This is a genomic window from Aminobacter niigataensis (assembly GCF_946995915.1).
Taxonomy (GTDB): Bacteria; Pseudomonadota; Alphaproteobacteria; order Rhizobiales; family Rhizobiaceae; genus Aminobacter; species Aminobacter niigataensis.
On sequence record NZ_OX341517.1, the window covers coordinates 4,468,802 to 4,495,471 of the forward strand.

Consider the following 26,670-nt stretch of genomic DNA (forward strand, 5'->3'; position numbering starts at 1 on the left):
TGCGGGCTCGGACGGAGACTATGATCAACCGACGTTCTTGAAGCCCTCGAGACGCTCATTTGCGCTCGGCCGTGACACTACGTCCGTCCGCCGGGCCGCCAAACCCAAACCCACCGATAGCTGCCGATTGTCGGCGTTTTCAGTGACTTGCGTCGTACACGGCGTAAATGCGGCGTTCGGATGGGCCTAAATCATTCCCACTCGATGGTGCCGGGCGGCTTCGACGTCACGTCGTAGACGACGCGGTTGATGCCGCGGACCTCGTTGATGATACGGGTGGCGGCGGCGCCGAGGAAATTCATGTCGTAGTGGTAGAAGTCGGCGGTCATGCCGTCGACCGACGTCACCGCGCGCAGGGCGCAAACGAACTCGTAGGTGCGGCCGTCGCCCATGACGCCGACGGTCTGGACCGGCAGCAGCACGGCGAAGGCCTGCCAGATGGCATCGTAGAGGCCGGCCTTGCGGATCTCGTCGAGATAGATGGCGTCGGCCTGGCGCAGGATTTCGAGCTTTTCGCGGGTGATGCCGCCGGGGCAGCGGATGGCGAGGCCGGGTCCGGGGAACGGATGGCGGCCGATGAAGCTGTCGGGCAGGCCGAGTTCCTTGCCAAGCACGCGGACCTCGTCCTTGAACAGCTCGCGCAGCGGCTCGACCAGCTTCATGTTCATGCGGTCGGGCAGGCCGCCGACATTGTGGTGCGACTTGATGGTTACCGAAGGGCCGCCGGTGAAGGACACGCTTTCGATGACGTCGGGATAGAGCGTGCCCTGGGCGAGGAAATCGGCGCCGCCGAGCTTCTTGGCCTCTTCCTCGAATACCTCGATGAACAGGCGGCCGATGGTCTTGCGCTTCTTTTCCGGGTCGGCCTCGCCTTCGAGCGCGTCGATGAAGCGATCGGCGGCATCGACCAGGATCAGCGGCAAATTGTAATGCTCGCGGAACATGGCGACGACGTCGGCCGCCTCGTTCTTCCGCATCAGGCCATGGTCGACGAGGATGCAGGTGAGCTGGTCGCCGACCGCCTCGTGGATGAGCAGCGCCGCGACCGAGGAATCGACGCCGCCCGAAAGCGCGCAGATGACCTTCTTGTCGCCGACCTGCTTGCGGATCGCCTCGACCGCATGCTCGCGGTAGGCGCGCATGGTCCAGTCGCTCTCGATGCCGGCGATCTTGTGGACGAAATTGCGCAGCAGCTTGGCCCCGTCGGGGGTGTGTACCACTTCGGGGTGGAACTGCACGGCATAGAACTTGCGGGCCTCGTCGGCGATGGCGGCAAAGGGTGCGCCGTTGGAGGTGCCGATGACGCGGAAGCCGGCGGGGATGGCAGTGACGCGGTCGCCATGGCTCATCCACACCTGATGGCGAGTACCCTTGGCCCAGACGCCGTCGAACAAAGCACTTTCGTCTTCGATCTCGAGATAGGCGCGGCCGAATTCGCGATGGTGGCCGGCTTCGACCTTGCCGCCGAGCTGGGCGCACATGGTCTGCTCGCCGTAGCAGATGCCGAGCACCGGGATGCCGGCCTCGAAGACGGCGTCAGGAGCGCGCGGGCTGCCGATGTCGACCGTGGAGTGCGGGCTGCCCGAGAGGATCACCGCCTTGGGGCTGATCCGCTTGAAGGCCTCAGCGGCCGACTGGAAGGGAACGATCTCGGAATAGACCCCGGCCTCGCGGACGCGACGCGCGATGAGCTGCGTCACCTGGCTGCCGAAGTCGATGATGAGGACGGTTTCGGGGTGCTCGGAGTTCTTCATGGCGGGCGTTTAAAGAAAGATTCGAGTCTGTGCAATGGGCTGGATTGCATGGCTGGCAGGCAGGGAGCGCAATGGCCGGCCAAGGCCGGCTGCCAATCAGCTCGCCTGCGGTTCGGCAAGCCCGCGCAGGGCCGCCATCAACGCCTCGAAAGACCCCTCGCCCAGACGCTCGCGGTAGCGCTTCTCGATGTCGATCTTGATATGGTCGCCGTCGTCGAGTGCAGCCAGCCCCTTTGACGTGTAGCGCACAAACTTGCCACGCTTGTCCTCCGGGTCAGGCGCGCGTTCGATGACACCTTCGGCCTCCAGGCCGTCGAGCAATTGCTGCACCGCCTGCTTGGAGATCCCCATGCGTTCGATCAGCGCCGCCTGCCTGGTGCCGCGGCGGGGTATGTGGCCGAGCAGTCCGGCTCGGCCTTCGCTGAACCAGCCATGGCCGGCCGCGCGCATCGCCTCGGCAAACTCAGCCTGCCAGGCGCGGCTCGCTTGCCACAGGCGCCAGCCGATATGGTCAGGCAATGCCTTGGCGTCTTTTTCGTCAAGTTGCTTGACCATTTTTCCAATCATGCATATCGTCAAGATGCTTGACTATCCTGATAGTGGAAGGAACCGAAGATGGCAATTCTCGACCAGGCCTCACTGAGGGTGCTGATAGCAGGCACGACCCATGTGCTCGACCGCAACGGCAAGGAGGCCTACGTCTATTTCGAAACCGGCAACAGGGCGCACATGCTGCTTGACGACGGGGAAACGCGGAAGGGAAGCTGGGCGCTCGCCGAGGGCGGCTACGTGGTCGACTGGAACAATGGGGCTGTCGGCCGCTGGACGCTCGACCACGAGGCAGGATCAATCACCTATGTGAACCAGGATCGCGATGTCAGGGTGAGGCTTGCCGGTATCCTGTTCGGCAATGCCAAGGGGCTGCCGCGCGCGGCGCGGTAGGCAAGGATGGCCGCCCAAGGTGCGACCATCCAAATCTCGTCAGGCGAGTTCTTCGTCGCGCTGGGCAACAAAGACAAGCACCAGCAGAATGGTGATGAAGAAGCGGAAGGCGTCGGGAACGCCGTTCCACGTCTTCGACATCCACATGCCGAACCATTCGCCGCCGACCGACATGAAGCCGACCTGCCATACCAGGAAGCCAAGCGTCAGGCCGGCAATCGACAGCGTCTTGGAGGCGTTGAAGCTGCGTGCGTCATTGCGAAGGTTGGTGGCGAGGCGATAGGCGCCGATCCAGCACAGGATGGCGGTCAGCGATTCAGCGGCGATGATCAGGAAGTAAAACAGGTTGTGAAGTGCGGGATTGGTGATGGCGCGGTACTTGATGGCGGCATCCGGGAAGATCGTGTCCATGCTCATCACATGCTGCACGAAAGCGAAGTTGGTGCCGTAGTCGGTCAGATTGCCGAAGGCGACAAGCGTTGAAAACAGCGCGGTTGCGGCAACAGCGGCGGTCTTGGATATGCGGATGATCATCATTTCGTAGGCTACTCCTGAAAAAGCGCGCGCACGCTTCGGCGCTGTCGCGCCCGCCCGGTCCGAGCAAGAACCCGGATCGAGGAAGCGCGTCAGTGTCGATGAGCGTGCACGACTGTGCGCCGCATACATCAAACGTCGGGGCAAAACTTATGACAAAAGAGCGCAGCGCCGCATGGCCGGCGGCTAAAGCTTGAGAGTGCCGCTCTGGATCGCCTGGCCGAGAAAATGGACAGCATGGGCCAGCTTCTCATCGACGACATGGAGATATTCGGTCCAGTCGTCGACATGGCTGATGTCGTTGGCGCCATCGGAAATGCCGCGCAGGCCGATGAGCGGGACGCCGAAGATCTGGCAGGCGCGCAGCACGGCAAAAGTCTCCATGTCGACCATGTCTTCCGGGATGGCGTCATAAGCGGCACCTGAAATGATGGTGCTGCCGGTCGACAGGCTGGCCTGCCTCACATCGGGGATGCGCAACGGCAGGTCCAGGGTCGCGGGAAGGTCGAGAAACGGTGTCCTGCCCTTCTCGAAACCGAGGGCCGATGCGTCCATGTCGCGATAACAGACCGAAGTCACCTGATAGACCTCGGTCTGATCGAGCCGGCGGCTGCCTGCGGAGCCGAGGCAGACGACGAGATCGGGCAGATAGTTGGAAGCGGCGAGCAGCGCAAGTTCAGCGCCTACCCTGACGCCTGCCTCGACCGGGCCGATGCCGGTCATCAGCGGCGTGAACAGCTTTTGCAGATGCGGGCCGTATTCGGCATCTGCCGCCATGACGAACAGCACATTGCGGCCGGCAAATTGCGTCATGCCAGGCATGGTCTACCCCTCGATGCCGTCGCGGCCGGCAATGGCCATCATCGTGCCGGTCATGGTGGCGATCAGCCTGGCCTCGCCATCGGCGGCGATAGCATAGGCCTGGCCGTCGGCGACGACGATGGTGCGGCCGGGCTTGGTGACCGAGCCGCGGAACAGGAAACGCTCGCCCTTGCCGGGGGCCAGGAGATTGACCTTGAACTCGATGGTCAGGACGCTGGTGCTTTCCGGGAACAACGAAAAGGCGGCGTAGCCGCAGGCGGAGTCGAGCGCGGTCGAGATGATACCGGCATGGAGAAAACCGTGCTGCTGGGTCAACTGATCCGAAAACGGCATCTCGATCTCGATGATGCCGGGGGTAACGAGCGTGAGTTCGGCGCCGATGGTCCGCATCGCGCTCTGACGCGCGAACGAGGCCCTGACGCGCTCGTCATAGTCGGGTGTGGGTACGATCTTGGCTGCCATTTCAGATGTTCCTCTCGCCTTGCTTATCGCAAAGCAGGCAAATGCAGGCAATCTCAAATGCTGCAGCGCAAACGTCAGTTGAGCCACCAGATCGATGCATTGAGCAGCGTGGCGAAGGCAACCCAGGCGGCATAGGGCGCAAACAGCCAGGCGGCAATGCCGTCCTTTCTGCTCGCAAGCACCATGAAACCCGAGATGGCGCCGAGAAGCGCTAAGATGACCAGCAAAGCCAGGCCGGGCTGCTGCAGGCCGAAGAAAGTCGGCGACCACAAGAAATTGAGCACGAGCTGAGCGATCCACAACCGCATGGCGCCACCCCAGGGATCGCGCTGCCAGACGCGCCAGCCAGCGATGGCCACGAGGATGTAAAGCACCGACCAGACTGGGCCGAAAATCCAGTTGGGCGGATTGACGAACGGCTTGGCCAGTCCGGCATACCAGTCGCCCGGCAGCGTCACGTAGCCGATCAGCGTGCCGCCGCCGAGCACGACGACGACAAATGCAAGCAAGGTGAGAAGTCTGCTCATCGAACCTCCAGAACAAGAGGACGGCCTGATGCGCCGCCCCGCTCTCAACTGGAGGACAAGTCCGGATCGTCAATGGTGGAGGCGAATTAAGCTTCGCCGTCAGCCCTTGCGGCGCATGGCGGCGAAATAGAAGCCGTCGGTGCCGCTCCTGGCCGGCGTCAGCGACAGGCCCTGCGCGCCAAGGCGCACGGCATCGTCGCGGCCGGGGAAACGGGCCTGCCACAGCGCGCGGTGATCGATAGCCGCAAAGCCGTTGGCACGCTGAAAAAAGGCGTCGACCTGGTCGGCGTTTTCCTCGTCGAAGACCGAGCAGGTGATGTAGACGAGGAGACCGCTCGGCTTCACATAGGCGCTGGCGGCGTCGAGGATGGCCGACTGCTCGGCCTTGCGGACATCAAGCTGGCGCTGGGTAAGACGCCACTTGGCATCTGGCCGGCGGCGCCAAGTGCCGCTGCCGGTGCAGGGCGCGTCGATCAGCACCAGATCCATATGGCCGGTGAGGCCCGACAGTTCGGACGGCTTGGTGACGACCTGGACGTTGCGGTTGTCGGAGCGGCGCAGGCGATCGAACATCGGCGCAAGGCGCGACTTTTCCGAATCGTGGGCGAAGATCTGGCCGCGGTTCTCCATCGCCGCCGACAACGCCAGCGTCTTGCCGCCGGCGCCGGCGCAGAAGTCGAGCACCTGCATGCCAGGGGTTGCGCCGGCAAGTTCGGCCGCTAGCTGCGAGCCCTCGTCCTGGATCTCGAACCAGCCCTTCTGGAAGGCCGGCTCGGCCTGGACGTTGGGGTGGCGGCCGCTGCCGTCGATCGGCGGGATGCGCACGCCATGCGGGGCGAGCGCCATCGGCGCGGCCTGGGTGCCTTCGAGTTCGGCGATGACGCGGTCGCGGTCGGCCTTCAGCGTGTTGACACGGATGTCGAGCGGCGGACGGGCGGCAAGGGCGGCGCCCTCCTCCACCCAGTCGGTGCCGAAAGCGCGTTCGAGAAGCGGCGCACACCAGTCGGGACTGTCAGCGCGGACAGCATCGGGCGCATCAGTGAGCTTGCGCTCGGCAATGGCGGCCAGCTCCGCGGTACTCAGCGCTTCGGGCGCGAACTTGTCGCCATCGAGCGTCTGGTTGAGCGCTTCGGCCGACTGGTCCCATTCGAGCAGGAGCGCGCCGAAGCCCAATGCGCGCGAGGTCTCGTCGCCAAGCAGCCAGCCGGCGGAGCGCTTGCGGCGCAGCGCGTCATAAACGATGTTGCCAATGGCCGCACGATCGCCAGCGCCGGCGAAACGATGGGAAAGTCCCCAGTCTTTGAGTGCATCGGCGGCGGGACGATGCCGCCTCTCGATATCGTCGAGTACTTCGATGGCTGCTGCCAGCCTTCCGCCAAGTCGCATGTTCGGTGATCCGTCTTCGGTTGACCCGTATAGGGCCTAGCTAAACAGCCGGGACGAATTGCACAAGCACTGGCCGCCGCTCACAGAGCAAAATCTTTGCACCGCAAAGGCCAGCCGCAAAACAAAACAGGCGCGGATCGCTCCGCGCCTGCCCTATCGGTTGTCGCGAGTGGTTATTACGCCGCCTTCAGCGTCTGCACGAGGTCGAAGCGGTCGGCATTCATCACCTTGGTCCATGCCGCCACGAAATCCCTGGAGAACTTCGCCTGGGCGTCCGCACTGCCGTAGACTTCGGCCAGCGCGCGCAACTGCGAGTGCGAACCGAAGATCAGGTCGACGCGGGTGGCATACCACTTGACCTCGTTCGTGTTGCGGTCGCGCCCTTCGAACACGTCCCTGGCATCCGAAACCGCCTTCCACTCCGTGCCCATGTCGAGCAGGTTGACGAAGAAGTCGTTGGTCAGGGTTCCGGGCCGCGCAGTGAAGACGCCGTGCGCGGACTCTGCAGCATTGGCGCCGAGCACGCGCAGGCCGCCGACCAGCACCGTCATCTCAGGTGCCGACAGCGTCAGCAGTTGCGCCCGATCGATCAGGTTTTCCTCTGAGGTCAGGCGCTGCCTGCCCTGGAGATAGTTGCGGAAGCCGTCGGCGGACGGCTCGAGCGGCGCGAAGGATTCGACGTCGGTCTGCTCCTGCGAGGCGTCCATGCGGCCCGGTGCGAAGGGCACCTTCACCTCCTGGCCGGCATCCCTGGCGGCTTTCTCGATTGCGGCACCGCCGCCGAGAACGATCAGGTCGGCAAGCGACACCTTCTTGTTGCCCGATTGCGAAGCGTTGAACTCCTGCTGGATCGCCTCGAGCTTTTCCAGAACGGAGGCCAGTTGCGCCGGCTGGTTGACTTCCCAGTCCTTCTGCGGCGCAAGGCGGATGCGCGCGCCGTTGGCGCCGCCCCGCTTGTCGGAGCCACGGAACGTCGAGGCCGATGCCCAGGCCGTCGAAACAAGCTGCGACACCGAGGGTACCGCGGCGAGAATCTTGTCCTTCAGGGCGGCAATGTCCTGCTCATCGACCAGGACATGGTCGACCGCGGGAATGGGGTCCTGCCAGATCAACTCTTCCTTGGGGACGAGCGGACCGAGATAGCGTGCGATCGGGCCCATGTCGCGGTGGGTGAGTTTGAACCAGGCGCGGGCGAAGGCGTCGGCGAACTGGTCCGGGTTCTCGAAGAAGCGCCTCGAAATCTTTTCGTAGGCGGGATCAGCCCGCAGCGCGATGTCGCTGGTCAGCATCGAGGGCGCGTGACGCTTGGACTTGTCGTGCGCATCCGGCACCGTACCGGCGCCCATGCCGTGCTTGGGGGTCCACTGATGGGCACCGGCCGGGCTCTTGGTCAGCTCCCATTCGTAGCCGAGCAGGTTCCAGAAGAAGTTGCCGCTCCATTTCGTCGGCGTCGTGGTCCAGGTGACTTCCAGGCCGCTGCCGATGGTGTCGCCGCCCTTGCCGGTGCCGAAGCTGTTCTTCCAGCCGAGGCCCTGCTGCTCGATGTCGGCCGCTTCCGGTTCGGGGCCCACATTGGCCGCATCGCCGGCGCCATGGGTCTTGCCGAAGGTGTGGCCGCCGGCGATGAGGGCAACCGTTTCCTCGTCGTCCATCGCCATGCGCGCGAAGGTCTCGCGGATGTCGCGCGCCGATGCAAGCGGATCCGGGGTGCCGTTCGGCCCTTCCGGATTCACATAGATCAGGCCCATCTGGACGGCCGCGAGCGGGTTGGAGAGATCGCGGTCGCCGCTGTAGCGCTCGTCGGCCAGCCACTTGCCTTCGGAGCCCCAGTAGATGTCTTCTTCAGGCTCCCAGACATCGGCGCGGCCGCCAGCAAAGCCGAAGGTCTTGAAGCCCATCGATTCCAGCGCGACGTTGCCGGCGAGAATCATCAGGTCGGCCCAGGAGATCTTGCGGCCATATTTCTGCTTGACCGGCCAAAGAAGGCGGCGGGCCTTGTCGAGATTTACGTTGTCCGGCCAGCTGTTGAGCGGCGCGAAGCGCTGTTGTCCGGCGCCCGCGCCACCGCGGCCGTCGCCGATGCGGTAGGTGCCGGCGCTGTGCCAGGCCATGCGGATGAACAGCGGCCCGTAGTGTCCGAAGTCGGCCGGCCACCAGTCCTGCGAATCCGTCATCAGGGCAGTGAGGTCTTTGATCACGGCATCGAGGTCGAGGCTCTCGAACTCCTTGGCATAATCGAACGCCTCGCCCATCGGATCGGACAGGCTGGAGTGCTGGTGGAGGACCTTGAGATCCAGTTGGTTCGGCCACCAGTCACGATTGGTCCTGCCGGCAGCGGTGTGCGCGACGGGGCATTTGCCCGCGCTGTTTTCGTCGGTCTTTGCGTCCATTTTTCTCTCCGAAACGTCTTTGCGTAGGTGCTTGCGGACCTGGGTCCGCCTCTTGATGAGTTGGCAGCTCTACAGCAGGGCCGGGCGGCATTCGCCGGCAGTGATGGAATTGCGATTGTCCGATACCGGCGCGCCCGCACTGGTGGTCATCGTCGGTCTTGTCATGGCTTGCGCCTCCCTCGTGGCTTCAACTCGCTAGACGGTCCTGGGCAGCGCAACAGGGTGCGCCGCCTCATTGGTACCATTCCAGTCTAGGATCGGATTTTGATAAAGCCAAATTGCCTTTTCAAACAATCTTGATAACCTTTGATTATGATACGCCTGACAATCCGACAGATGGAATATTTCGCGGCATTGGCCCAGATGCTGCATTTCGGCCGGGCAGCCGAGTTCGCCGGGGTCAGCCAGCCGGCGCTCTCGGCGCAGATCGCCGAGATGGAGGAAAGGCTCGGATGCATCCTGTTCGAACGCGGCGGCAAGGCGGTGCGGATGACCGAGGATGCGCTCGAGCTACAGCCGCGCATCGAAAACATCCTGACCCAGATCCGCGAGGTCGAGACGACGGCTCGTCGCGGCAGGCTGGCGATGGAGGGGCGGTTGCGGCTCGGCGTCATCCCGACCGTCGCGCCCTATCTTTTGCCGCACATCCTGCCGGCGCTGAAACGCGAATATCCCAAGCTCCGGCTGGAACTGCGCGAGGCGATCACCGGCTCGCTTGCGGAGGAGGCGCTGAACGGGCGGATCGACGCGTTCGTTGCCGCCCTGCCGCTCGACTATTCCGGGCTGACGACACAGGAGCTGTTTTCGGACCGCTTTTATCTTGCCGTGCCCGCCGACGACCCTGACTTCGTCTCGCCACCGGTGCCGCCGGAAAGCCCGGCACTCGAACGGCTGATGCTGCTGGAGGAAGGCCACTGCCTGCGCGAACAAGCGCTGGCGGTGTGCGGCAGCGTCAAGCCGGTGGCAATGGCCAACTATGGCGCGACCAGCCTGACGACGCTGCTGCAGATGGTGGCACATGGGCTGGGGGTGACGCTCATCCCGGCGATGGCGGCAGGGCCGGCGCACGACCAGCGCGACCTGAAGATCGTGCCCTTCGCCGAACCGGTGCCGGAACGGCGCATCTGCCTTGCCTGGCGCCGCAACAGCCCCAGGCACAATGAATGCCTGGAGCTTGCGCGGATTATCCGCGGACTGCAGCCGCTATTGCAGCATTGAACCCGGCAAGCGTCGCCGCGTCGGCGGCGCCGCGCGCCTTGCGCGACTGCACCAGGCAGGCCTGCGATCGCAGGATGACGCCGTCCGACAAGATCTTGAGGTGATTGGCGCGCAAGGTCGAGCCGGTCGAGGTGATGTCGACGATGACGTCGGCGGAACCCGCAGCCGGCGCGCCTTCGGTGGCGCCCAGGCTTTCGACGATGCGATAGACCTGGATGCCGTGCATCTGGGAGAAGAACTGCTGGGTCAGCCGCCAGTATTTGGTGGCGATGCGCAGGCGACGGCCGTGGCGCTGGCGGAAATCGGCGGCGACATCATCGAGGTCGGCCATGGTGACGACGTCGAGCCAGATGTCGGGCACAGCGACGACGACATCGGCGTGGCCGAAGCCCAGGCGCGCGACGATCTCGGCCTTGCTTTCCCAGTCGGCGAGGTTTTCGCGGATCAGGTCCTCGCCCGTGATGCCGAGGTCGACATTGCCCTGCCCAATCTCGCCCGAGATTTCGGAGGCCGACAGGAAGGCGATCTCGATATCCGCCCTGCCCTCGATCGAAGCACGGTAGCGGCGGTCGTCATCGGGCAGGTTGACGACAAAACCGGCCTTGGCCAGCACGTCGAGCGCCTGCTCCTTGAGCCGTCCCTTGGAGGGAAGTGCGATCGAGATGGCCATCAGCGCGCCTCCCTCAAGGCTTCGATGCGGTCGAGCCAGACGGAGAAGCCGACGCCCGGAATGGGCTTGCCGGCGCCGAGCAGCGTCAGCAGCCGGTCGTAGCGGCCGCCACCGGCCAGCGGGCGTTCGGCATCTGGCCCGGAAATCTCGAACACCAGGCCGGTGTAATAGTCGAGCGGACGGCCAAAGGCGGCGTCATAGCGCACCGAACCGGCAGCAAGGCCATGGCCGGCGACAGCCTTGGCGCGGGCGGCGAAATTGTCCAAGGCGGCACCGAGCGTGAGCCCTGCGCCGGCAGCGAACTCCTTGAGGGCCGCGGGAGCCTCGTCGAGCGAGACATGGATCGCCAGGAACCGTTCCAGCGCCTCGAAGGCGTCGCTGGACAGGCGAACGCTGCGCAGTTCGGCCTTTTCGATCAAGCGGCGGGCGATGTCGTTGGGCGTGCGGCCGGCCGAGGGCGACAGGCCGGCCTGCTCCATGCCCTCTGATATATGGGCGGCCAGCGCGTCATGGTCGCCCGACGCAACAAGCGAGGCGACCGGTTCGGCAAGCGCCGAGGTACGGGTTGGTGCTGCGAGATCGCCGAGGGCTGCGGCCAGAAGCTCAGCCGAGCCGAAGGCCCGGGCCAAGCGCATGCGCCAGCCGCGCGGCAGGCCAAGCGCTGCCAGCACCGCCTCGAAGATCGCCTGGTCGCCGAGCGTGACGGTGAGGTCATGGCCGGGCAGGCAAAGCGACAGAAGCGCATGCGCGTCTGCTACCGAGCGCGCGTCGGCTGCCGCCGTGTCGGTGTCGCCGAGATCCTCGACACCGGCCTGGAAAAACTCGCTGCCGCCCTCGCGGCGCTGGCGGAACACCTCGCCGAGATAGGAATAGCGGCGCGGCGTGCCGGACTGGGTGTGGATGTGGTCGAGGCAGACAGGAATGGTGAATTCCGGCCGCAGGCAGAGCGACGCGCCGGTCTCGCTTTCGGTCAGGAAGATGCGTCGACGCAGGTCCTCGCCGGCCATGTCGAGGAACGGATCGGCCGGCTGCAGCACCGGAACGTCGACCGCATCGGCCCCCCGCGCGGCGAAGAGCTTGAGGATATCGGACGCGATGGCCGGATAACGCGCGTTCATGGCCTTACAGCTTCGCCCGCTCTTCCGCCTGCGCGGCGAGGATCTTCTTGACCTCGGCGACGAGGTCGACTTCCGGCACGGTGATCTGGGCCGGACGCGCGGCGCGCCACTCGGCATTGTCGGTGATTTCGGCCGACATGCGGGCGCCCTCGATCAGGTCCTTGATCTGGACCTGGCCATTGGCGCGCTCGTCGCCACCCTGGATGACGACGACGCCCGAGCCCCTGCGGTCGGCATATTTGATCTGCGCCTTCATGCCCGAACCGCCGAGATACATCTCGGCGCGCACGCCGGCGCGGCGGAGGTCGGCGACCATCTTCTGGTAGCGGCCGAGGCTTTCGGTGTCCTTGTCCATGACCAGCACGACGACGGGCGCAATCACGTCAGAGGTGTCGAGCTTGCCGAGGTTCTTCAGCGCCGTCATCAGGCGAGAAACGCCGATGGAAAAGCCGGTGGCCGGCACCGGCTCGCCGCGGAAGCGCGAGACGAGACCGTCGTAGCGGCCGCCGCCGCCGACGGAGCCGAAACGCACGACCTGGCCGTCGTCATTGGGGATTTCGGCGAGCAGCTCAGCTTCGTAGACGGGACCGGTGTAATACTCGAGGCCGCGCACGACAGAGGGGTCGATCTTGATACGGCCGTCGTCATAGCCGGCCGCCGCGACCAGCGAGCCGATCTGGGCCAGTTCTTCCACGCCTTCAGTGCCACGAACATTGCCCGAAACGATGGCCTTGAGGTTCTCAGCCGTGGTGTCGGAATCGGCAGCACCGGCTTCAGTGAAGGCAATAACGGTGTTAATCGCCGCATCGTCCAGGCCGGCGCCCTTGGTGAAGTCGCCCTCGCCTTCCTTGCCGCCGTCCCAGCGGCCCTTGCCGAGCAAGAGCTTGACGCCCTCGGGCCCGAACTTGTCGAGCTTGTCGATGGCGCGCAGCACGGTCAGCCGGCGGTTGGCGTTGTCGTCGCCGCCGAGGCCAATGGCCTCGAGAACGCCGTCGAGCACCTTGCGGTTGTTGACGCGGATGACGTAGTCGCCGCGCTTGATGCCGAGCGCTTCCATGACATCGGCCATCATCATGGTCATCTCGGCGTCCGCCGCGACGCCCGGCGTGCCGACGGTGTCGGCATCGAACTGCATGAACTGGCGGAAGCGGCCGGGGCCGGGCTTCTCGTTGCGGAACACCCAGCCGGAGCGGTAGCTGCGATAGGGCTTGGGCAGCTTCTCGAAATTCTCGGCAACGAAGCGCGCCATCGGCGCGGTCAGGTCGTAGCGCAGCGACAGCCACTGCTCGTCGTCGTCCTGGAACGAGAACACGCCCTCGTTGGGACGGTCCTGGTCGGGCAGGAATTTGCCGAGCGCGTCAGTGTATTCGATCAGCGGCTGATCGACCGGCTCAAAACCGTAGAGCTCGTAGACCTCGCGGATCTTCGCCATCATCTTCTCGACGACCCGGATGTCGTCCGCGCTGCGGTCGACGAAGCCGCGCGGCAGCCGCGCTTTCATCTTTTCCGATTTGTCGGCCATGGTCGAATTCCGCACTTTTCCAGAAATTTTTGGCCGCGATCACGGCGCGGCGTTTCGTAACCGAAATGGGGTGGAGCGGCAAGCGTTTGGCGCGCGCCGCAACCGGCAAGGCCGAAACAATGCGGCCGCGCGCCGACATCGTGCCGAAACAGCCGCGCCCGATAAGCCGCCGCAACCGAACGATGGAACGACTGCCATGTCCAGCAACACTGGAGAAATCGACAAGACGACGGCCCGGCTGCGTCCAGCAGGGCCGGAAAAGCCCGCAGCCAGGAAGCCTGCGACCGCACGCGACGCGCTGATGACCTGTGTCCTTGTGCTGTATCCAGCCTTGGCGACCGTGGGCGCCATCGCGGCCAGCCTGCTGTTGACGGGCACGAGCGCCTGATGCCGATGCGCCCCTGGAAAGCGACGCCGGTGCCGAAGACGATCGCGACCCTCGCCGCCATGAGCGCGCTGGCGCTTGCCGCCTGCACCACCAGCGGCGGCGCGTTGGCCGGCGGCGGTTGCAAGCCCGGCGATGCAAAGCTGGCCGGGCACTATTATCTCAACGGCGTGATGGAGGTCGGCTCCGAACTGCTGCTCAGGCCGGACGGCAGCTTCGAGTTCATGCTCGCCTATGGCGCCAACGACCAGTACGGCAAGGGCTGCTGGGTGAAGCGCGGCGGAACCGTCGAGGTGATCCCCGCCGGACGGTCTTCAGCCTCGCGGCGGCACACGCCGGAAGATCGCGGTTTCGGCGGGCTGGTGCTGACGGTCTCCGGCCGGGCGCTGGTCTGGGATATCGCCGGCAGCGGATACAAGGGCCGGTATGAGCGGTGAGTGTTGCTCCCTTCTCCCCTTGTGGGAGAAGGGAAGGCCTCACACCGGCCGCTTGAACGCTTTCCGCTCGGCCTCGATCTTCGGGCGGCACATGCAGCCTTCGATATGGTCGTTGACCAGCCCCATCGCCTGCATGAAGGCGTAGACGGTGGTCGGGCCGACAAAGCTCCAGCCGCGCTTCTTCAGCTCCTTCGATATCCGCGTCGAGGTCGGCGTCGTCGGGTTGGCGATCAGCGTGGGATAGTCGACCACTTCAGGGCGCTCATCTGCGCCGGGCTCGAACTTCCAGAACCATGCCGCAAGCGAACCGGCCTCGTCGGCCAGTTCGCGGGCGCGGCGGGCATTGTTGATGGTCGAGACGATCTTGCCGCGATGCCGCACGATGCCGGGATTGCCGAGCAGGCGCTCGATTTCGGTCTCGCCATATTCGGCGACCTTGTCGAAGTCGAAGCCGGAAAACGCCTCGCGGAAATTGTCGCGCTTGCGCAGGATGGTGAGCCACGACAGGCCGGACTGGAAACCCTCCAGGCAGATCTTCTCGAACAGCCTGATCTCGTCGGTGACCGGCCGACCCCACTCGTTGTCATGGTAATGCAGGTAGTCGGGCAACGTGCCCGACCAGAAGCAGCGGGTCGCCCCGTCTGCACCCAGCATAAGGCCTGTCTTTTTCTCTTCCATCTCAAATCCGTTCGTTAACAGCGAGAAGTGCTGATTTACCCGTGCTTTACCAGACTCCTGAACCGGCTGGTAACCACACCAAAAGGTTTCCTGACAAACGCGCATTTTAAGCAACCCGATTCACGTTTCGGTGGGGGCGCGAAGACAACATGACCCGGAACCGGGAACGGATCGCCCTGCCCGGCAGCGACGAACGTGTTGAGAGTGCGTCCATGAAGAAACGTCTGATGCTTTTGGCAACGGCCGCATTGCTGGCCGAGCTGGCTTCGCCGGCCCTTGCCTATGACCGCTACGCCGAGCGGCCACCGGTGGTGGTGAGCCCCGACCTTTCCGCACCCTGGGTGCTGCAGCTCGGCCGCAGCCCGGCCGAGGCGATGCCGCGGCAGCAGCGGCGCCAGGCTGTCCAACCGCGGGCAAGGCAGGCGCCGCCCAAGGTCCAGCAGCGCACCGTACAGCAGCAGCGCAGCGCCCAGCCGCGCCAGCCCAAGGCTGCCCAGGTACAGACCGCAGCGCTGCGCGCGCCGGAAAAGCGCACCGTCAAGCCGCAGATCAACCCGATCTACCTGCCGCAGATGGTCGCCTATGATGGCGGCGAGAAGCCAGGCACCATCATCATCGATACCAATGAGAACTTCCTCTACCACGTGCAGGCCGACGGCCAGGCGCGGCGCTACGGCGTCGGCACCGGCAAGCCGGGCTTCGAATGGTCGGGCACGCACAAGGTGACGTCGAAGCGCGAATGGCCGGACTGGCGCCCGCCTGCGGAGATGATCGCCCGCGAGCGCGCCAAGGGCCGCGTGCTGCCGGCAATGATGGTCGGCGGACCGGAAAACCCGCTCGGCGCACGCGCGCTCTATCTCGGTTCGACGCTCTACCGTATCCACGGCACCAACCAGCCCTGGACCATCGGCGGCGCCGTGTCTTCAGGCTGCATCCGCATGCGCAACGAGGACGTGATGGACCTTTACGAGCGGGTCGCGGTCGGCACCAAGGTCATCGTCAGGTAATTTTCGATTACGGGGGCGGAGCCCGGTCGAAAGGCCTGGCTCCCGAGCAGAAGGGCAGCGCGGCGGAAGATCGCGCTGTCCTTTTCGCTTTTCGGGATCGAATTGGCCTTCTCCGGCTCGATCTCTTGGGAAAAAATGTTTATCATGGATGAAAATTGACCTGATCGACCCTCCCCCAGGCGTACCGACGTATCCGGGGGCTATCCTGGATCGACGACCGCCGAAGGAAGAAGAATGCCGCCGCTCGATGACAACCGCTATCTGAAAGGCGGCCCCGTGGCCGCCCGTATCATCGCCGAAGTACGCGCTGCCGCGCAGAAGGCAACCGAAGAAGGCTTCCGCCCGAAACTCGTTTCGATCACCGTCGGCGACGTCGCGGCGGTCGATGTCTATGTCCGCAACCAGCGCGCCAAGGCCGAGCTCGCCGGCATCGATTTCGAAGAACGCCCCTTCCCCGCCGAGCTGACGGCGGGCGAACTCGAAGCAGCCATCCACGGCATGAACGCCGATCCGCGTATCACCGGCATCATCATCCAGCGGCCGGTGCCGCCGCACATTCCGATCAAGGCGATCCAGGCTGCGGTGCATCCGCTGAAGGACGTCGAGGGCATGCACCCGGCCTCGATCGGCAACATCGTCTACAACCAGCTCGAACTCGCGCCCTGCACGGCGGCTGCCTCGGTGGAACTGCTCAAGGCCACCGGGCTCGACCTCAAGGGCCTGGAGGTCGTGGTCGTCGGCCATTCCGAGATCGTCGGCAAGCCGATCGCCTTCCTGCTCATGAGCGAAGGCGCAACGGTGACGGTCTGCCACCACATGACACGCTCGCTGGCGGCGCATGCGCGCCGCGCCGACGCGCTGTTTGTGGCAGTGGGCAAACCGCGGCTGATCAAGGCCGACATGGTCAAGCCGGGCGCGGCTGTCATCGACATCGGCATCAATGCCGAAACGCTGCCGGACGGGACCAGCCGCATCGTCGGCGACGTCGACACCGAGAGCGTCAAGGAAGTGGCATCATGGATCACGCCGGTTCCAGGCGGCGTTGGCCCGGTGACGGTGGCGATCCTGTTGCGCAACACGATGGTGGCGTTGAACCGCCAGCGTGCGGTCTATCGCGCTACGTTCGGCACGGCCGAAGCGACGCTGGCGGCGGAGTAGACGACCCGGCTCCAGCGACGGGCGTTAGAGCCTCCAGGTGCCGTCCTGGACCTGCGGCGTCGCGGGGTTTGCAACCATCTGCAAGCCGCTGGTGACAACGATCGGCGTGCCGTCGGGCACGCGGTCGTAAAGATCCATGATGTCCTGATTGATCAACCGCACGCAGCCCGACGAGACGGACTTGCCGATCGAGGCCCATTCCGGCGAGCCGTGCAGGCGGTAGAGCGTGTCCTTGCCATCCTGGAAGATGTAGAGCGCACGCGCGCCGAGCGGATTCTGGATGCCCGGCTGCATGCCGCCTTCCCACTCGTTCTTGCCGGGAATCTGGCGGGCACGGTACTTTTCCAGTTCCGGCTGGCGGTCGATCATCTCGTTCGGCGGGAACCAGCGCGGCCAGGTCTGCTTCCATTCGATGACGCCACGGCCGGCCCACTCGAAGCCGGCACGGCCGAGGCCGACGCCATAGCGGATGGCCTCGCCATTGTCGCTGACGAGATAGAGGAAGTGGGCTGCGGTATCGATGACGACGGTACCCGGCGCCTCGCCGGTCGGGTCGGCCACGACCTGGCGATAATAGCGCGGATCGATTTTCTTGAACGGCACGCCCGGAATGTCATAGCCATTGTCGATGACCGGCGCATACATCATCTGCGGCTCGGTGAAGGACGGGTCATTGCGCAAGGTGGGCGGTGGCGGCGCCACGGGAAACGCCGGTTCGGCCACGCGCTCGCTGCGCGTCGTCGAGCATGCCGAAAGAGCAGCCGATGCGACACCGGTTGCGGCCAATGCCAGAAGATTGCGGCGGGTGAATTTCGACATCGGCATTCCATGTGATTGAAGGCTTGCAACGCGCCGGACCCTTGCATGTTCCATGCCAAAGTTTCAATCAGCGCCCTGCCTGCTCGCGGCGCGCGCAGAGCGGATTGGCGCGAGATGAGGCTTTCAGGTCACTCAAGCCCGGCCGGCTTGTCGCCGCCATAGGCCCAGTCGAGCAATTTGACGGTGTGGACCACCGGCAGTTTTGCGCCCGAGGCGATCTGGGTGATGCAGCCTATGTTGCCGGTGGCGACCAGCACTGCACCCGTGGCCTCGATGTTCTTGACCTTGCGGTCGCGCAGACGCGCCGAGATTTCCGGCTGCATGATGTTGTAGGTGCCGGCCGAACCGCAGCACAGATGCCCCTCGCGCGGCTCCCTGACGACAAAGCCGGCGCGCGACAGCAGGTCCTTGGGCTGGCGGGTGATCTTCTGGCCGTGCTGCATCGAGCAGGCCGAGTGATAAGCGACGGTCAGGCCCGGCTTGCGCTGGGGCTCGGGCAGATCCAGGGTCGCCAGATATTCGGTGACGTCCTTGGCCAGCGCCGATACCCGCGCCGCCTTCTCAGCGTAGGCCGAGTCGAGGCGGAGCATGAAACCGTAATCCTTGATCGTCGTGCCGCAACCCGAGGCGGTGATGACGATGGCGTCGAGGCCGCCACTGTCGATCTCGCGCGTCCAGGCGTCGACATTCTGCCGCGCCGAGGCAAGCGCCGCCTCCTCGCGTCCCATGTGATGAACGAGCGCGCCGCAGCAGCCCTCGCCCTTCGGCACCACGACCTCGATGCCGAGCCGGGTGAGCAGTGACACCGTCGCCTCGTTGATGCCAGGCTCGAGCACCGGCTGGGCACAGCCGGTGAGGATGGCGACACGTCCAAGTTTCGTGCCTTTTGCGGCATGGCTGCCTGGTGTCGCCATGGCCGACGCGGCTGGCACCGAGGCGGGCGCGAGCCGGAGCATCGCGGCGAACGGTTTCAGCGCCGGCACCCTGTCGAACAGGTTGGCGAAGGGCCGGCCGAGCCTGGCCAGTTTCAACGCCGCGCGGAACCGCCCGGGATATGGCAGCACGGCAGCCAGCACGCCGCGCGTGAGCCGGTTCATCAAAGGGCGGCGATAGGTCTTTTCGATATGGGCGCGGGCGTGATCGACAAGGTGCATGTAGTTCACGCCCGACGGACAGGTGGTCATGCAGGCAAGGCAGGACAGGCAGCGGTCGATGTGGGTGACGATTTCCTTGTCGGCCGGCCGACCGTTTTCCAGCATGTCCTTGATCAGGTAGATGCGGCCGCGCGGCGAATCCAGTTCGTTGCCGAGCGTCACATAGGTCGGGCAGGTCGCCGTGCAGAAGCCACAATGCACGCATTTGCGCAGGATCTTCTCCGATTCTGCGACATGCGGATCGGCGAGCTGGGCGGCGGTGAAATTGGTCTGCACGGCGTTTTGAGCTTTCTCAGATCAGCCAGCTGTCGGGGTTCTTGATCGGCTCGCCTCGTCCCAATGCCTGAAGGCCGACGATGCAGCGGACGATGAACCAGACGGCGACGGCGAACATCAGGATGAAGCCGATGAAGACCATCATCAGCACAATGGATACCAGCGCGTAGAGCAGGCCAATCCAGAAGGTGCGGATGAGCCAGGTGTAGTGGCTCTCGACGAAACCGCCAGCCTTGCCGCGGTTCATGTAGGCCAGGACAATGCCGACTATGCCGCTGATGCCGATCACCAGCCCAGCGAGGTAGAGGATATAGATGACCTGGACATTGGTCTGGCCGGGGTCGAGCCAGCGGTCGGTCTGGCGCGGTGTCGTGGGCGGAGGTGTGTCGCTCATGGTGTTTTTCCCTCTGTTGCACCCGTCAGGGTAGCAGGTCCGGAGCCGGGCACCATGCGGCCAGGATTGAAGATGTTCTTCGGGTCGAACTCGGCCTTCAGCCGGGCCGAAAGTGCCTCCAGGGCTGCAGGCTGCGGTTCGAAGACTGGAACAGCGGCACGCCAGGCAGCCGGAGCGCGGACCAGCGTGGCATGGCCGCCTCCGAACCTTCGGATCGAGGCGCGCAACAGATCGGCTTCGGGCTCGCCCTCCATGCGCAGCCAGACGAGGCCGCCCTGCCAGTCGTAGAACGCGTCAGCGGCCACCTGCATGCGCAGGGCCAGCACCATGTTGTGGGCGTCCGCCGGCGGCATCGATACGCGCCAGACGGGCTTGTCGGAGCCATCGGCGAATGGCCTGACATCGCGCATGTCGCGCCACAGTGCTGCCGATGCTTTGCCTGAGATCTCCTCGATCGCCCCGGCATTGCCGAGCAGCTGTTTCAGCTGTTCGAGGCGGTAGGCGACCGACGGACCGAAACCCTCGACGCGCAGCAGCGTCGCGGGGTCACTGCCGAGGCTGCCGTCAAGGACACGCGCGGCCATGCGTTCGGGCAGATGGGCTGCGGACGAGACCTCGGCACTCGACCCCATGGCGAGGGCCATCGCAGCGGTGGCGTTGTCGTCGAGCAGTCCGCGTATGGCGAGCGTGGTCTCGGTTTCCGCTGCGGGCAGCACCTTGAAGGTCACGTCGGTGAGAGCGGCCAGCGTGCCCCACGATGCGGCCATGACCTTGGACAGGTCATATCCGGTGACGTTCTTGACGACGCGGCCGCCCGACTTGAAGGCCTCGCCGCGGCCTGAGACGGCATGAATGCCAAGAATATGGTCCCTGGCGGCGCCTGCCTTGAGGCGACGCGGGCCGGCGAGGTTGGCAGCGAGCGTGCCGCCGATGGTGCCGCGCCCGGGCGTCTGCCCCAGCAGCGGACCGTAATCCATGGGCTCGAAGTCGAACCGCTGGCCGTTTTGGGCAAGCAGTGCTTCGATCTCGGCAAGCGGCGTGCCTGATCTGGCCGACAGCACCAGTTCGGCGGGTTCGTAGAGCGTGACGCCGGACAGCTGCGACAGATCGAGCGTGTGCTCGCACTGCAGCGGACGGCCGATGCCGCGCTTGGAGCCATGGCCGAGAATTTCGAGCGGCGTTTCTTCCGCAACGGCCCACTGGACGGCGGTGAGCACTTCGGCTGAGGTGGTGGGCGTGAAGGTGGTCATGGACTCACAAACCTTGGGTTCCTCGCCCCCGCAAAGCGTAATGCAATTGCGTGCGCTTGCACTGAATGGTCCGGCCAGCGCTTTACCCCCACCCTTAACCCCTCCCCACAAGGGGGAGGGGGACCGCTGGGCCATTGATTTCACCAAAACCGTCGAACGTTGGCTGAGGATGTCCGTGCCGAAAAGTTCTCCTCCCCCTTGTGGGGAGGGGTTAAGGGTGGGGGTAAAGCGCTGGCCGGACCATTCAGTGCAAGCGCACGCAATTGCATTACGCTTTGCGGGGGCGAGGAACCCAAGTCCTGCGAGCCCGCAAAATCCTGCGCGCCCATCACAGCCGATGCTCCCGGAGCTTTTCGAGGGCGGCTGTGCCGCGCGGCGAGAGGCGGTAGCCGACGTCGAGGCTCTCAGTCAGGCCGAACTCCTTGAGCTTGCGGACGTCCTGCTTGAATTTGAGCTTCTCGACGCCGAGGCGCTCGGCGAGAATTGCCGCAGGAACCTCGGGGTTCTGGCCGATGAGACGCAGGATCGAAGAAAAATAGCCGGGGGCGGCCCGATCCCATTTTTCGAAGCGCTGGGCGAGCGCGTGCCAGTCGGCATCGCTGAGGTCGGCCGCCTCGCGCAGCGACAACCGGGCGTCAGCCTCGATGCCATCGAAGGAAATGCGGTAGAGGGTACGATCGGCGCCGTCGCGCAGATCGGCGGTCAGCGCGCCAAGATCATTGTAGCCGGCGGCACGGGCGTCCGCCTCGGACAACGTGGCTTCATCTACTACCTCGACCACGCCGATACGGACCACGCCAATGGCCGTGCGCAGGCCGGTGCCGGCCTTGACCGTGGGCCGCTGCCAGCGGCGGAAGGCGAGCGTGATGTCGCCGCGCCTAATACCTTCGAGGGTCGCCTGCTTCAAAAGCATCAGAACCTCGGAATGTCGGGGAAGGCCATCTGGCCGCGGTGGACGTGCATGCGGCCAAGCTCGGCGCAGCGGCGCAGTTGCGGGAAGACCTTGCCGGGATTGAGCAGGTGGTTGGGATCGAAGGCGCATTTGACCCGCATCTGCTGGTCGAGATCGATCTCGTTGAACATTTCGGGCATCAGGTCGCGCTTTTCGACGCCGACGCCATGCTCGCCGGTCAAGACGCCGCCGACCTTGACGCACAGGCGCAGGATGTCGGCGCCAAACGCCTCGGCCTTTTCGAGTTCGCCCGGCTTGTTGGCGTCGTAGAGGATGAGCGGGTGCAGATTGCCGTCGCCGGCGTGGAAGACGTTGGCAACACCGAGGCCGTACTGTTCCGACAGCTCGCGCATGCCGGCGAGCACGCGCGGCAGTTCCTTGCGCGGGATGGTGCCGTCCATGCAGTAATAATCGGGCGAGATGCGGCCGACGGCCGGGAATGCTGCCTTGCGGCCGGCCCAGAAGGTCAGCCGCTCCTGCTCGCTTGCCGAGATGCGGCAGGTGGTGGCGCCGTTGCGGTTGGCGATCGCCTCGACCAGGCCGATCAGGTGGTCGACCTCGACGCCCGGCCCGTCGAGCTCGACGATCAACAGCGCTTCGACATCGAGCGGATAGCCGGCATGGACAAAGTCCTCGGCAGCGTGGATCGCCGGCCGGTCCATCATCTCCATGCCGCCGGGAATGATGCCGGCGCCGATGATGTCGGCGACGCACTGGCCGCCCTGCTCGCTGGTCGGGAAACCGATCAGCAGGGCGCGCGCCGTCTCGGGCTTCTTGAGGATGCGGACGGTGACCTCGGTGACGACGCCGAGCAGACCTTCCGAGCCGGTCATGACGCCAAGCAGGTCGTAACCTTCGGCGTCGAGATGCTTGCCGCCGAGCCGCACGACCTCGCCGCTCATCAGCACCATTTCAATGCCGAGCACATTGTTGGCGGTGAGGCCGTATTTCAGGCAGTGCACGCCGCCGGAATTCTCGGCGACGTTGCCGCCAATGGAACAGGCGATCTGCGAGGACGGGTCGGGCGCATAATAAAAGCCGTCCAGTTCGACGGCGGTGGTGATGCCGAGATTGGTGACACCGGGCTGGGCGACAACGACACGGTTGGGATAGTCGATTTCGATGATGCGGTTGAACCGGCTCATGACCAGGAGCACGGCATCTTCGAGCGGCAACGCACCGCCTGACAAGGAGGTGCCCGAGCCGCGCGGCACGACGCGAATGTTGCGATCGTTGCAGTATTTGAGCAGGCGCGACACCTGCGCCACCGTTTCGGGAAGGACGACGACCATGGGCAGTTGGCGATAGGCGGTCAGGCCGTCGCTCTCGAACGCCCGCATCTCATTGACCGCGTCGACCACGCCTTCGCCCGGCACGATGATGCGCATGTCGGCGACGATCTCGTCGCGCCGGCCAAGGGTTGCGGCATCGGGCTTGGGCATCGATATGCCGGACATCGGTCACCTGCGGTCGTCAACTGGTAAAAAGCTTTTACCAGTGAAGCCCAACTGATGCAAATTGGAAGAAGGTCGAGGTCCGATCGGCCCAGCAAACGACCTCACGCAGCGTCAATCTGACGCTGGTGGGAAGGCGCTGCCCGTTCGGGCAGGCCACGATTGGAAAATTACTCGCCCGGGGCTGTCTTGGGCTCTTCGTGGGCGCGGCGCACACGTCGCACACCCCACCAGACAAGCAGGATCGCCAGCGGCACCGAGGCTGCAGTGACGACCTCCGGAGCGAAGAAATGGTCCACCGTCGAGGCGCCCTTGGCGACATAGCCGATCAGGCCGACGACATAATAGGAAACTGCGGCGACCGACAGGCCCTCGACCGTCTGCTGCAGACGCAGTTGCAGGCGGGCGCGGTTGTTCATGGAGGCGAGCAGGTCGCGGTTCTGCCTTTCGACCTCGACGTCGACCCAGGTGCGCAGGAGCGTGGTAGCGCGGGTCAGCTTGCGCGACAGGTTGGCCTGGCGCTCCTCGACCGACCGGCAGGTGCGCATGGCGGGTGCGACTCGGCGCTTGAGAAAGCCGGCCCAGGTGTCGTAGCCGGCGACAACCTCCTCTTCGAGCGCCTCGAGGCGCTCGCGGACGATGCCGTCATAGGCGCGGCTGGCGCCGAAGCGATAGAGGCTGGAGGCAGCATCGGCCTCGAGCTCGGCGGCAAGCTCGGTGAGATCGGCAAGCAAGGCCTGGCTGTCGCGCGTCTCGGTCGCCTTCATCTCGCGGGTCGCCTGGGCAAGCCGGTCTTCGATGCGGCGGACGCGGCTCGACAGCGAAAGCGCCATCGGCAGGCCGAGCATGGCCAGCGTGCGATAGGTCTCGATGTCGATCAGGCGCTGCGACAGTGCGCCGGTACGGGCCGGCGTGAGACCGCGATCGAGGATCAGGATGCGTGTCAGCCCGTCGCCATCCTGGCGGAAGTCGGTGACGATGGCGGCAGCACCGTTCTCAACGATGGAATAGCACAGGCTGGTGGGATCGAAGCCGGCGATCAGCTTTTCGGTAGCCGGCGTCCACTTGCGGATCTCCAGCCGGATGCCTGAGATGACCGTGCCGGGCGGGCTGAAGCCGTTGCCGAAGGGCGAATCCTCCTGCGACCGGCCGCTGTCGGACAGCGGTCCTTCCCAGAGATAGGTCGAGAATTCGGTGTGCCGCTCCCAGCGCAGCGAACCCTGCCCCCACTTCATGGCGTGGTGGCGAGCCTGGCGATCGGGCGAGGCGATGCCCAGCCGGCGCGACAGTTCGGAAAGCACCGCGTGGTCGACGCTCGATCCGCCCTCGGTCATGAAGGAGAGCTGGACCAGCACGCGCGGGTTCTCGACCAGCGGATGCGGCCTGGAATGCACCTCGCCAAGAGCGCCGGGACGGCCCTCATGCGCCGGGAATCCCATCACGCTGCCGGTGGAACGCGGCAGGAATTCGAGTGACGACGGATCGACTGTCACAGATGGCTCCCTCGATGCCCAGAGCTTCGAGCCTCTAGGGAAATTCAATGCAACAGGCAAACGTGAACTTTAGGCCAAGCTGATAAAGGTGAGCGCGATCGAGACTGCACGAATGCGACAGATTGGATAATTAATTTGACCAGTTGGCAGCTGGGCACATATCCTTGCAGACCGACAACGGCTCCGGACACGACCTTGAGCGACATCTTTTCCAGGATCGAGCATTCGCGCACCGCCGACGAGGTGGTGCAGCAGATCGAGAGCCTTATTCTCGAGGGCGTGCTGCGCGCCGGCGACCGGCTGCCCGGCGAACGCGAGATGGCCAAGCAGTTCGACGTGTCGCGGCCGATCCTGCGCGACGCGCTGAAGGCGCTCGAAGCGCGCGGCTTGATGGTCACACGGCATGGCGGCGGCACGCATGTCGCTGATGTCATCGGCCAGGTGTTTTCGAAACCTGTGATGGAATTGATCGTCAACCACCGCAAGGCGGCGGCCGACTATCTCGAATACCGCAGGGAGATCGAAGGGCTGGCGGCCGAATACGCGGCACGGCGGGCGACATCGGAAGATCTCGCCCTGCTCGATGGCATCATGGCGCGGATGAAGGCGGCACATACCCGTGCCGACCCTACAGAGGAAGCGGAAATCGACGTCGAGTTCCACCATGCGGTGGGCGAATGCGCCCACAACATCATCCTGCTGCACACGCTGCGCTCCTGCTATCGGCTGCTCTCCGACGGCGTGTTCAACAACCGCCTGGTGGTGTTCACCGTGAGCGGGACGCGCGACGTGCTGCTCGAACAGCACAAGGCAATCCATCGCGCGGTGGTGGCTGGCGATCCGGCCGGCGCGCGCAAGGCGGCGATGGACCACATCACCTATCTCGAGCGCGCCATGGCCGAGGCCGAGCGCAGCGGCGACTGGCAGCGCATTTCGCGCCTGCGGCTGCGGCAGCGCACCGACAGCGGCGAGACGGGCCGGAAGCCATGACCGGCGTACATTTCCTCGATGCCCGGGGTCCCGAGGGCATCCGGGTCTATGCCATCGGCGACATTCACGGGCATCTCGAACTCCTGGCCGAAATGCACGCTCGGATCGCGGCGGAGATCGAACGCGACAAGCCCGGCGACTGGCGTATCGTCCACCTCGGCGACCTGGTGGACCGCGGACCCGACAGCCGGGGCGTGATCGAGTACCTCATCGCGGCCACGGCGCGCGACAGCCGCAACATCGTCTTGACCGGTAACCACGACACCGGATTTCTCGATTTTCTGGCCGAGCCCGATGCGGAGGGGCTGTTTGCCCGGCATGGCGGACAACAGACGGCCCGCTCCTATGGCGTCGGATTGAATATGAGCGATGCGTCGGGGCTCAGGCAAAGCCATGCCCAACTTGTGGCTGCCGTGCCCGACAACCACCTGCACTTTCTGCGCGCGCTGCCCTATTCGGCGTCCTTCGGCGATTTTTTCTTCTGCCATGCCGGCATCCGGCCCGGCATTCCCCTCGACCAGCAGGATCCGCAGGATCTCATCTGGATCCGCAACCAGTTCCTGAACCATCCAGGGCTGCACCCGAAGGTGGTGGTGCACGGGCACACACCGCAGGCGGAGCCCGAAGTGCTGGCCAACCGGGTCAACATCGACACCGGCGTGTTCTATTCAGGCGTGCTGACCGCGCTCCTCATCGAGGGCGCGGAAAAACGTCTGTTTTCAGTGGAAAAGCCCGGCTTCAGCGGGAGGCGGTGACGCCGTAGCCGTCGACGGCGTGGTGGTCGGCCGCGGCATCGGCGGCATAGATCCCAAAGCCGCCGAGCACGATTGCCGACAGCATGGCGAAGGACAGGAGCGCTGCTTTCAAGGGAGTCATCT

General features: G+C 64.9%; 29 protein-coding genes. 8 read left to right on the forward strand and 21 right to left on the reverse strand.

Annotated elements, in window-relative coordinates; genetic code table 11:
• Window positions 1–191 precede the first annotated feature (191 nt).
• Window positions 192–1,754, reverse strand: coding sequence for a glutamine-hydrolyzing GMP synthase (guaA, locus tag O1Y97_RS21815; protein ID WP_318762343.1), 1,563 nt, complete (start codon window positions 1,752–1,754; stop codon window positions 192–194).
• Window positions 1,755–1,850: 96 nt separating this feature from the next.
• A complete protein-coding gene (locus tag O1Y97_RS21820) occupies window positions 1,851–2,309 on the reverse strand; it encodes a MarR family winged helix-turn-helix transcriptional regulator (RefSeq protein ID WP_318762344.1) in 459 nt (152 codons plus the stop codon).
• Window positions 2,310–2,369: 60 nt separating this feature from the next.
• On the opposite strand from O1Y97_RS21820, the gene O1Y97_RS21825 reads away from it, so the two are divergent.
• Window positions 2,370–2,696 (forward strand): hypothetical protein, encoded by a 327-nt coding sequence (locus O1Y97_RS21825; RefSeq protein ID WP_318762345.1) that lies wholly within the window; start codon window positions 2,370–2,372, stop codon window positions 2,694–2,696.
• A gap of 39 nt (window positions 2,697–2,735) precedes the next feature.
• Here the strand turns inward: O1Y97_RS21825 and O1Y97_RS21830 are convergent, their stop codons facing one another.
• From O1Y97_RS21830 to O1Y97_RS21860, 7 genes are all read right to left on the reverse strand, one after another.
• On the reverse strand, window positions 2,736–3,233 hold the full coding sequence (locus O1Y97_RS21830) for a DUF2165 family protein (protein ID WP_108609101.1): 498 nt from the start codon (window positions 3,231–3,233) through the stop codon (window positions 2,736–2,738).
• Between the two features lie 183 nt (window positions 3,234–3,416).
• On the reverse strand, window positions 3,417–4,052 hold the full coding sequence (locus tag O1Y97_RS21835; protein ID WP_318762346.1) for a 5'-methylthioadenosine/S-adenosylhomocysteine nucleosidase: 636 nt from the start codon (window positions 4,050–4,052) through the stop codon (window positions 3,417–3,419).
• Between the two features lie 3 nt (window positions 4,053–4,055).
• Window positions 4,056–4,514 carry a PaaI family thioesterase gene (locus O1Y97_RS21840; protein ID WP_318762347.1) on the reverse strand — a complete coding sequence of 153 codons (459 nt, stop codon included), beginning with the start codon at window positions 4,512–4,514 and terminating at the stop codon, window positions 4,056–4,058.
• Between the two features lie 74 nt (window positions 4,515–4,588).
• Window positions 4,589–5,041, reverse strand: a complete 453-nt coding sequence (locus O1Y97_RS21845) for a TspO/MBR family protein (protein WP_318762348.1) — start codon at window positions 5,039–5,041, stop codon at window positions 4,589–4,591.
• Window positions 5,042–5,140: 99 nt separating this feature from the next.
• Window positions 5,141–6,427, reverse strand: coding sequence for an RsmB/NOP family class I SAM-dependent RNA methyltransferase (locus O1Y97_RS21850; RefSeq protein ID WP_318762349.1), 1,287 nt, complete (start codon window positions 6,425–6,427; stop codon window positions 5,141–5,143).
• A gap of 176 nt (window positions 6,428–6,603) precedes the next feature.
• Entirely contained in the window at window positions 6,604–8,817 is a 2,214-nt protein-coding gene (gene katG, locus O1Y97_RS21855; RefSeq protein WP_318762350.1) for a catalase/peroxidase HPI, read from the reverse strand.
• Between the two features lie 69 nt (window positions 8,818–8,886).
• A complete protein-coding gene (locus tag O1Y97_RS21860; protein ID WP_245439504.1) occupies window positions 8,887–8,982 on the reverse strand; it encodes a catalase in 96 nt (31 codons plus the stop codon).
• Window positions 8,983–9,129: 147 nt separating this feature from the next.
• On the opposite strand from O1Y97_RS21860, the gene O1Y97_RS21865 reads away from it, so the two are divergent.
• Window positions 9,130–10,035: a hydrogen peroxide-inducible genes activator gene (locus O1Y97_RS21865; protein WP_318762351.1), complete on the forward strand. Its 906-nt coding sequence runs from the start codon at window positions 9,130–9,132 to the stop codon at window positions 10,033–10,035.
• Here O1Y97_RS21865 and hisG read toward each other — a convergent pair.
• The 3 genes from hisG to hisS are packed head-to-tail and all read right to left on the reverse strand — an operon-like array spanning window position 10,001 to window position 13,345.
• A complete protein-coding gene (gene hisG, locus O1Y97_RS21870) occupies window positions 10,001–10,705 on the reverse strand; it encodes an ATP phosphoribosyltransferase (protein WP_318762352.1) in 705 nt (234 codons plus the stop codon). The genes O1Y97_RS21865 and hisG overlap by 35 nt on opposite strands.
• Window positions 10,705–11,823 carry an ATP phosphoribosyltransferase regulatory subunit gene (locus tag O1Y97_RS21875; RefSeq protein ID WP_318762353.1) on the reverse strand — a complete coding sequence of 373 codons (1,119 nt, stop codon included), beginning with the start codon at window positions 11,821–11,823 and terminating at the stop codon, window positions 10,705–10,707. The genes hisG and O1Y97_RS21875 overlap by 1 nt, the downstream gene beginning before the upstream one ends.
• 4 nt (window positions 11,824–11,827) lie before the next feature.
• The gene (hisS, locus tag O1Y97_RS21880) at window positions 11,828–13,345 is read right to left on the reverse strand and encodes a histidine--tRNA ligase (protein WP_318762354.1); all 1,518 of its coding nucleotides are present in this window, start codon (window positions 13,343–13,345) and stop codon (window positions 11,828–11,830) included.
• Between hisS and O1Y97_RS21885 the strand changes: the two genes are divergently transcribed.
• Together O1Y97_RS21885 and O1Y97_RS21890 are read left to right on the forward strand one after the other, a co-directional pair.
• A complete protein-coding gene (locus tag O1Y97_RS21885) occupies window positions 13,344–13,733 on the forward strand; it encodes a hypothetical protein (RefSeq protein ID WP_318762355.1) in 390 nt (129 codons plus the stop codon). The genes hisS and O1Y97_RS21885 overlap by 2 nt on opposite strands.
• Window positions 13,733–14,167, forward strand: a complete 435-nt coding sequence (locus O1Y97_RS21890) for a hypothetical protein (RefSeq protein WP_318762356.1) — start codon at window positions 13,733–13,735, stop codon at window positions 14,165–14,167. Before O1Y97_RS21885 ends, O1Y97_RS21890 begins: the two co-directional genes overlap by 1 nt.
• Before the next feature lie 39 nt (window positions 14,168–14,206).
• Here O1Y97_RS21890 and O1Y97_RS21895 read toward each other — a convergent pair whose 3' ends face one another.
• Window positions 14,207–14,845: a DNA-3-methyladenine glycosylase I gene (locus O1Y97_RS21895; protein ID WP_318762357.1), complete on the reverse strand. Its 639-nt coding sequence runs from the start codon at window positions 14,843–14,845 to the stop codon at window positions 14,207–14,209.
• A gap of 212 nt (window positions 14,846–15,057) precedes the next feature.
• Between O1Y97_RS21895 and O1Y97_RS21900 the strand changes: the two genes are divergently transcribed.
• Both O1Y97_RS21900 and O1Y97_RS21905 read left to right on the forward strand, forming a co-directional pair.
• The gene (locus O1Y97_RS21900) at window positions 15,058–15,852 is read left to right on the forward strand and encodes a L,D-transpeptidase (protein ID WP_183263731.1); all 795 of its coding nucleotides are present in this window, start codon (window positions 15,058–15,060) and stop codon (window positions 15,850–15,852) included.
• Between the two features lie 234 nt (window positions 15,853–16,086).
• Window positions 16,087–17,010, forward strand: a complete 924-nt coding sequence (locus tag O1Y97_RS21905; RefSeq protein ID WP_318762358.1) for a bifunctional 5,10-methylenetetrahydrofolate dehydrogenase/5,10-methenyltetrahydrofolate cyclohydrolase — start codon at window positions 16,087–16,089, stop codon at window positions 17,008–17,010.
• 24 nt (window positions 17,011–17,034) lie between these two features.
• Here the strand turns inward: O1Y97_RS21905 and O1Y97_RS21910 are convergent, their stop codons facing one another.
• The 7 genes from O1Y97_RS21910 to O1Y97_RS21940 form a co-directional block, all read right to left on the reverse strand.
• Complete coding sequence (locus O1Y97_RS21910) at window positions 17,035–17,829, reverse strand: L,D-transpeptidase (protein ID WP_108610022.1); 795 nt, start codon at window positions 17,827–17,829, stop codon at window positions 17,035–17,037.
• Window positions 17,830–17,957: 128 nt separating this feature from the next.
• Window positions 17,958–19,259 carry a glycolate oxidase subunit GlcF gene (gene glcF / locus O1Y97_RS21915; RefSeq protein WP_318762359.1) on the reverse strand — a complete coding sequence of 434 codons (1,302 nt, stop codon included), beginning with the start codon at window positions 19,257–19,259 and terminating at the stop codon, window positions 17,958–17,960.
• A gap of 16 nt (window positions 19,260–19,275) precedes the next feature.
• Window positions 19,276–19,653: a DUF4870 family protein gene (locus tag O1Y97_RS21920; RefSeq protein WP_108609116.1), complete on the reverse strand. Its 378-nt coding sequence runs from the start codon at window positions 19,651–19,653 to the stop codon at window positions 19,276–19,278.
• Window positions 19,650–20,903: a glycolate oxidase subunit GlcE gene (glcE, locus tag O1Y97_RS21925; protein WP_318762360.1), complete on the reverse strand. Its 1,254-nt coding sequence runs from the start codon at window positions 20,901–20,903 to the stop codon at window positions 19,650–19,652. The genes O1Y97_RS21920 and glcE overlap by 4 nt, the downstream gene beginning before the upstream one ends.
• 328 nt (window positions 20,904–21,231) lie before the next feature.
• Complete coding sequence (locus O1Y97_RS21930; RefSeq protein WP_318762361.1) at window positions 21,232–21,816, reverse strand: helix-turn-helix domain-containing protein; 585 nt, start codon at window positions 21,814–21,816, stop codon at window positions 21,232–21,234.
• On the reverse strand, window positions 21,816–23,312 hold the full coding sequence (locus O1Y97_RS21935) for an FAD-linked oxidase C-terminal domain-containing protein (RefSeq protein ID WP_318762362.1): 1,497 nt from the start codon (window positions 23,310–23,312) through the stop codon (window positions 21,816–21,818). Before O1Y97_RS21935 ends, O1Y97_RS21930 begins: the two co-directional genes overlap by 1 nt.
• Before the next feature lie 167 nt (window positions 23,313–23,479).
• A complete protein-coding gene (locus O1Y97_RS21940; RefSeq protein WP_108609120.1) occupies window positions 23,480–24,802 on the reverse strand; it encodes a DUF3422 family protein in 1,323 nt (440 codons plus the stop codon).
• 195 nt (window positions 24,803–24,997) lie between these two features.
• On the opposite strand from O1Y97_RS21940, the gene O1Y97_RS21945 reads away from it, so the two are divergent.
• Window positions 24,998–25,792 (forward strand): FCD domain-containing protein, encoded by a 795-nt coding sequence (locus O1Y97_RS21945; protein WP_318762363.1) that lies wholly within the window; start codon window positions 24,998–25,000, stop codon window positions 25,790–25,792.
• Window positions 25,789–26,547, forward strand: a complete 759-nt coding sequence (locus tag O1Y97_RS21950; protein ID WP_318762364.1) for a metallophosphoesterase family protein — start codon at window positions 25,789–25,791, stop codon at window positions 26,545–26,547. Before O1Y97_RS21945 ends, O1Y97_RS21950 begins: the two co-directional genes overlap by 4 nt.
• Here the strand turns inward: O1Y97_RS21950 and O1Y97_RS21955 are convergent.
• Window positions 26,531–26,668: a hypothetical protein gene (locus O1Y97_RS21955; protein ID WP_162244938.1), complete on the reverse strand. Its 138-nt coding sequence runs from the start codon at window positions 26,666–26,668 to the stop codon at window positions 26,531–26,533. The two genes, O1Y97_RS21950 and O1Y97_RS21955, sit on opposite strands and share 17 nt — an antisense overlap.
• Between the last annotated feature and the right edge of the window lie 2 nt (window positions 26,669–26,670).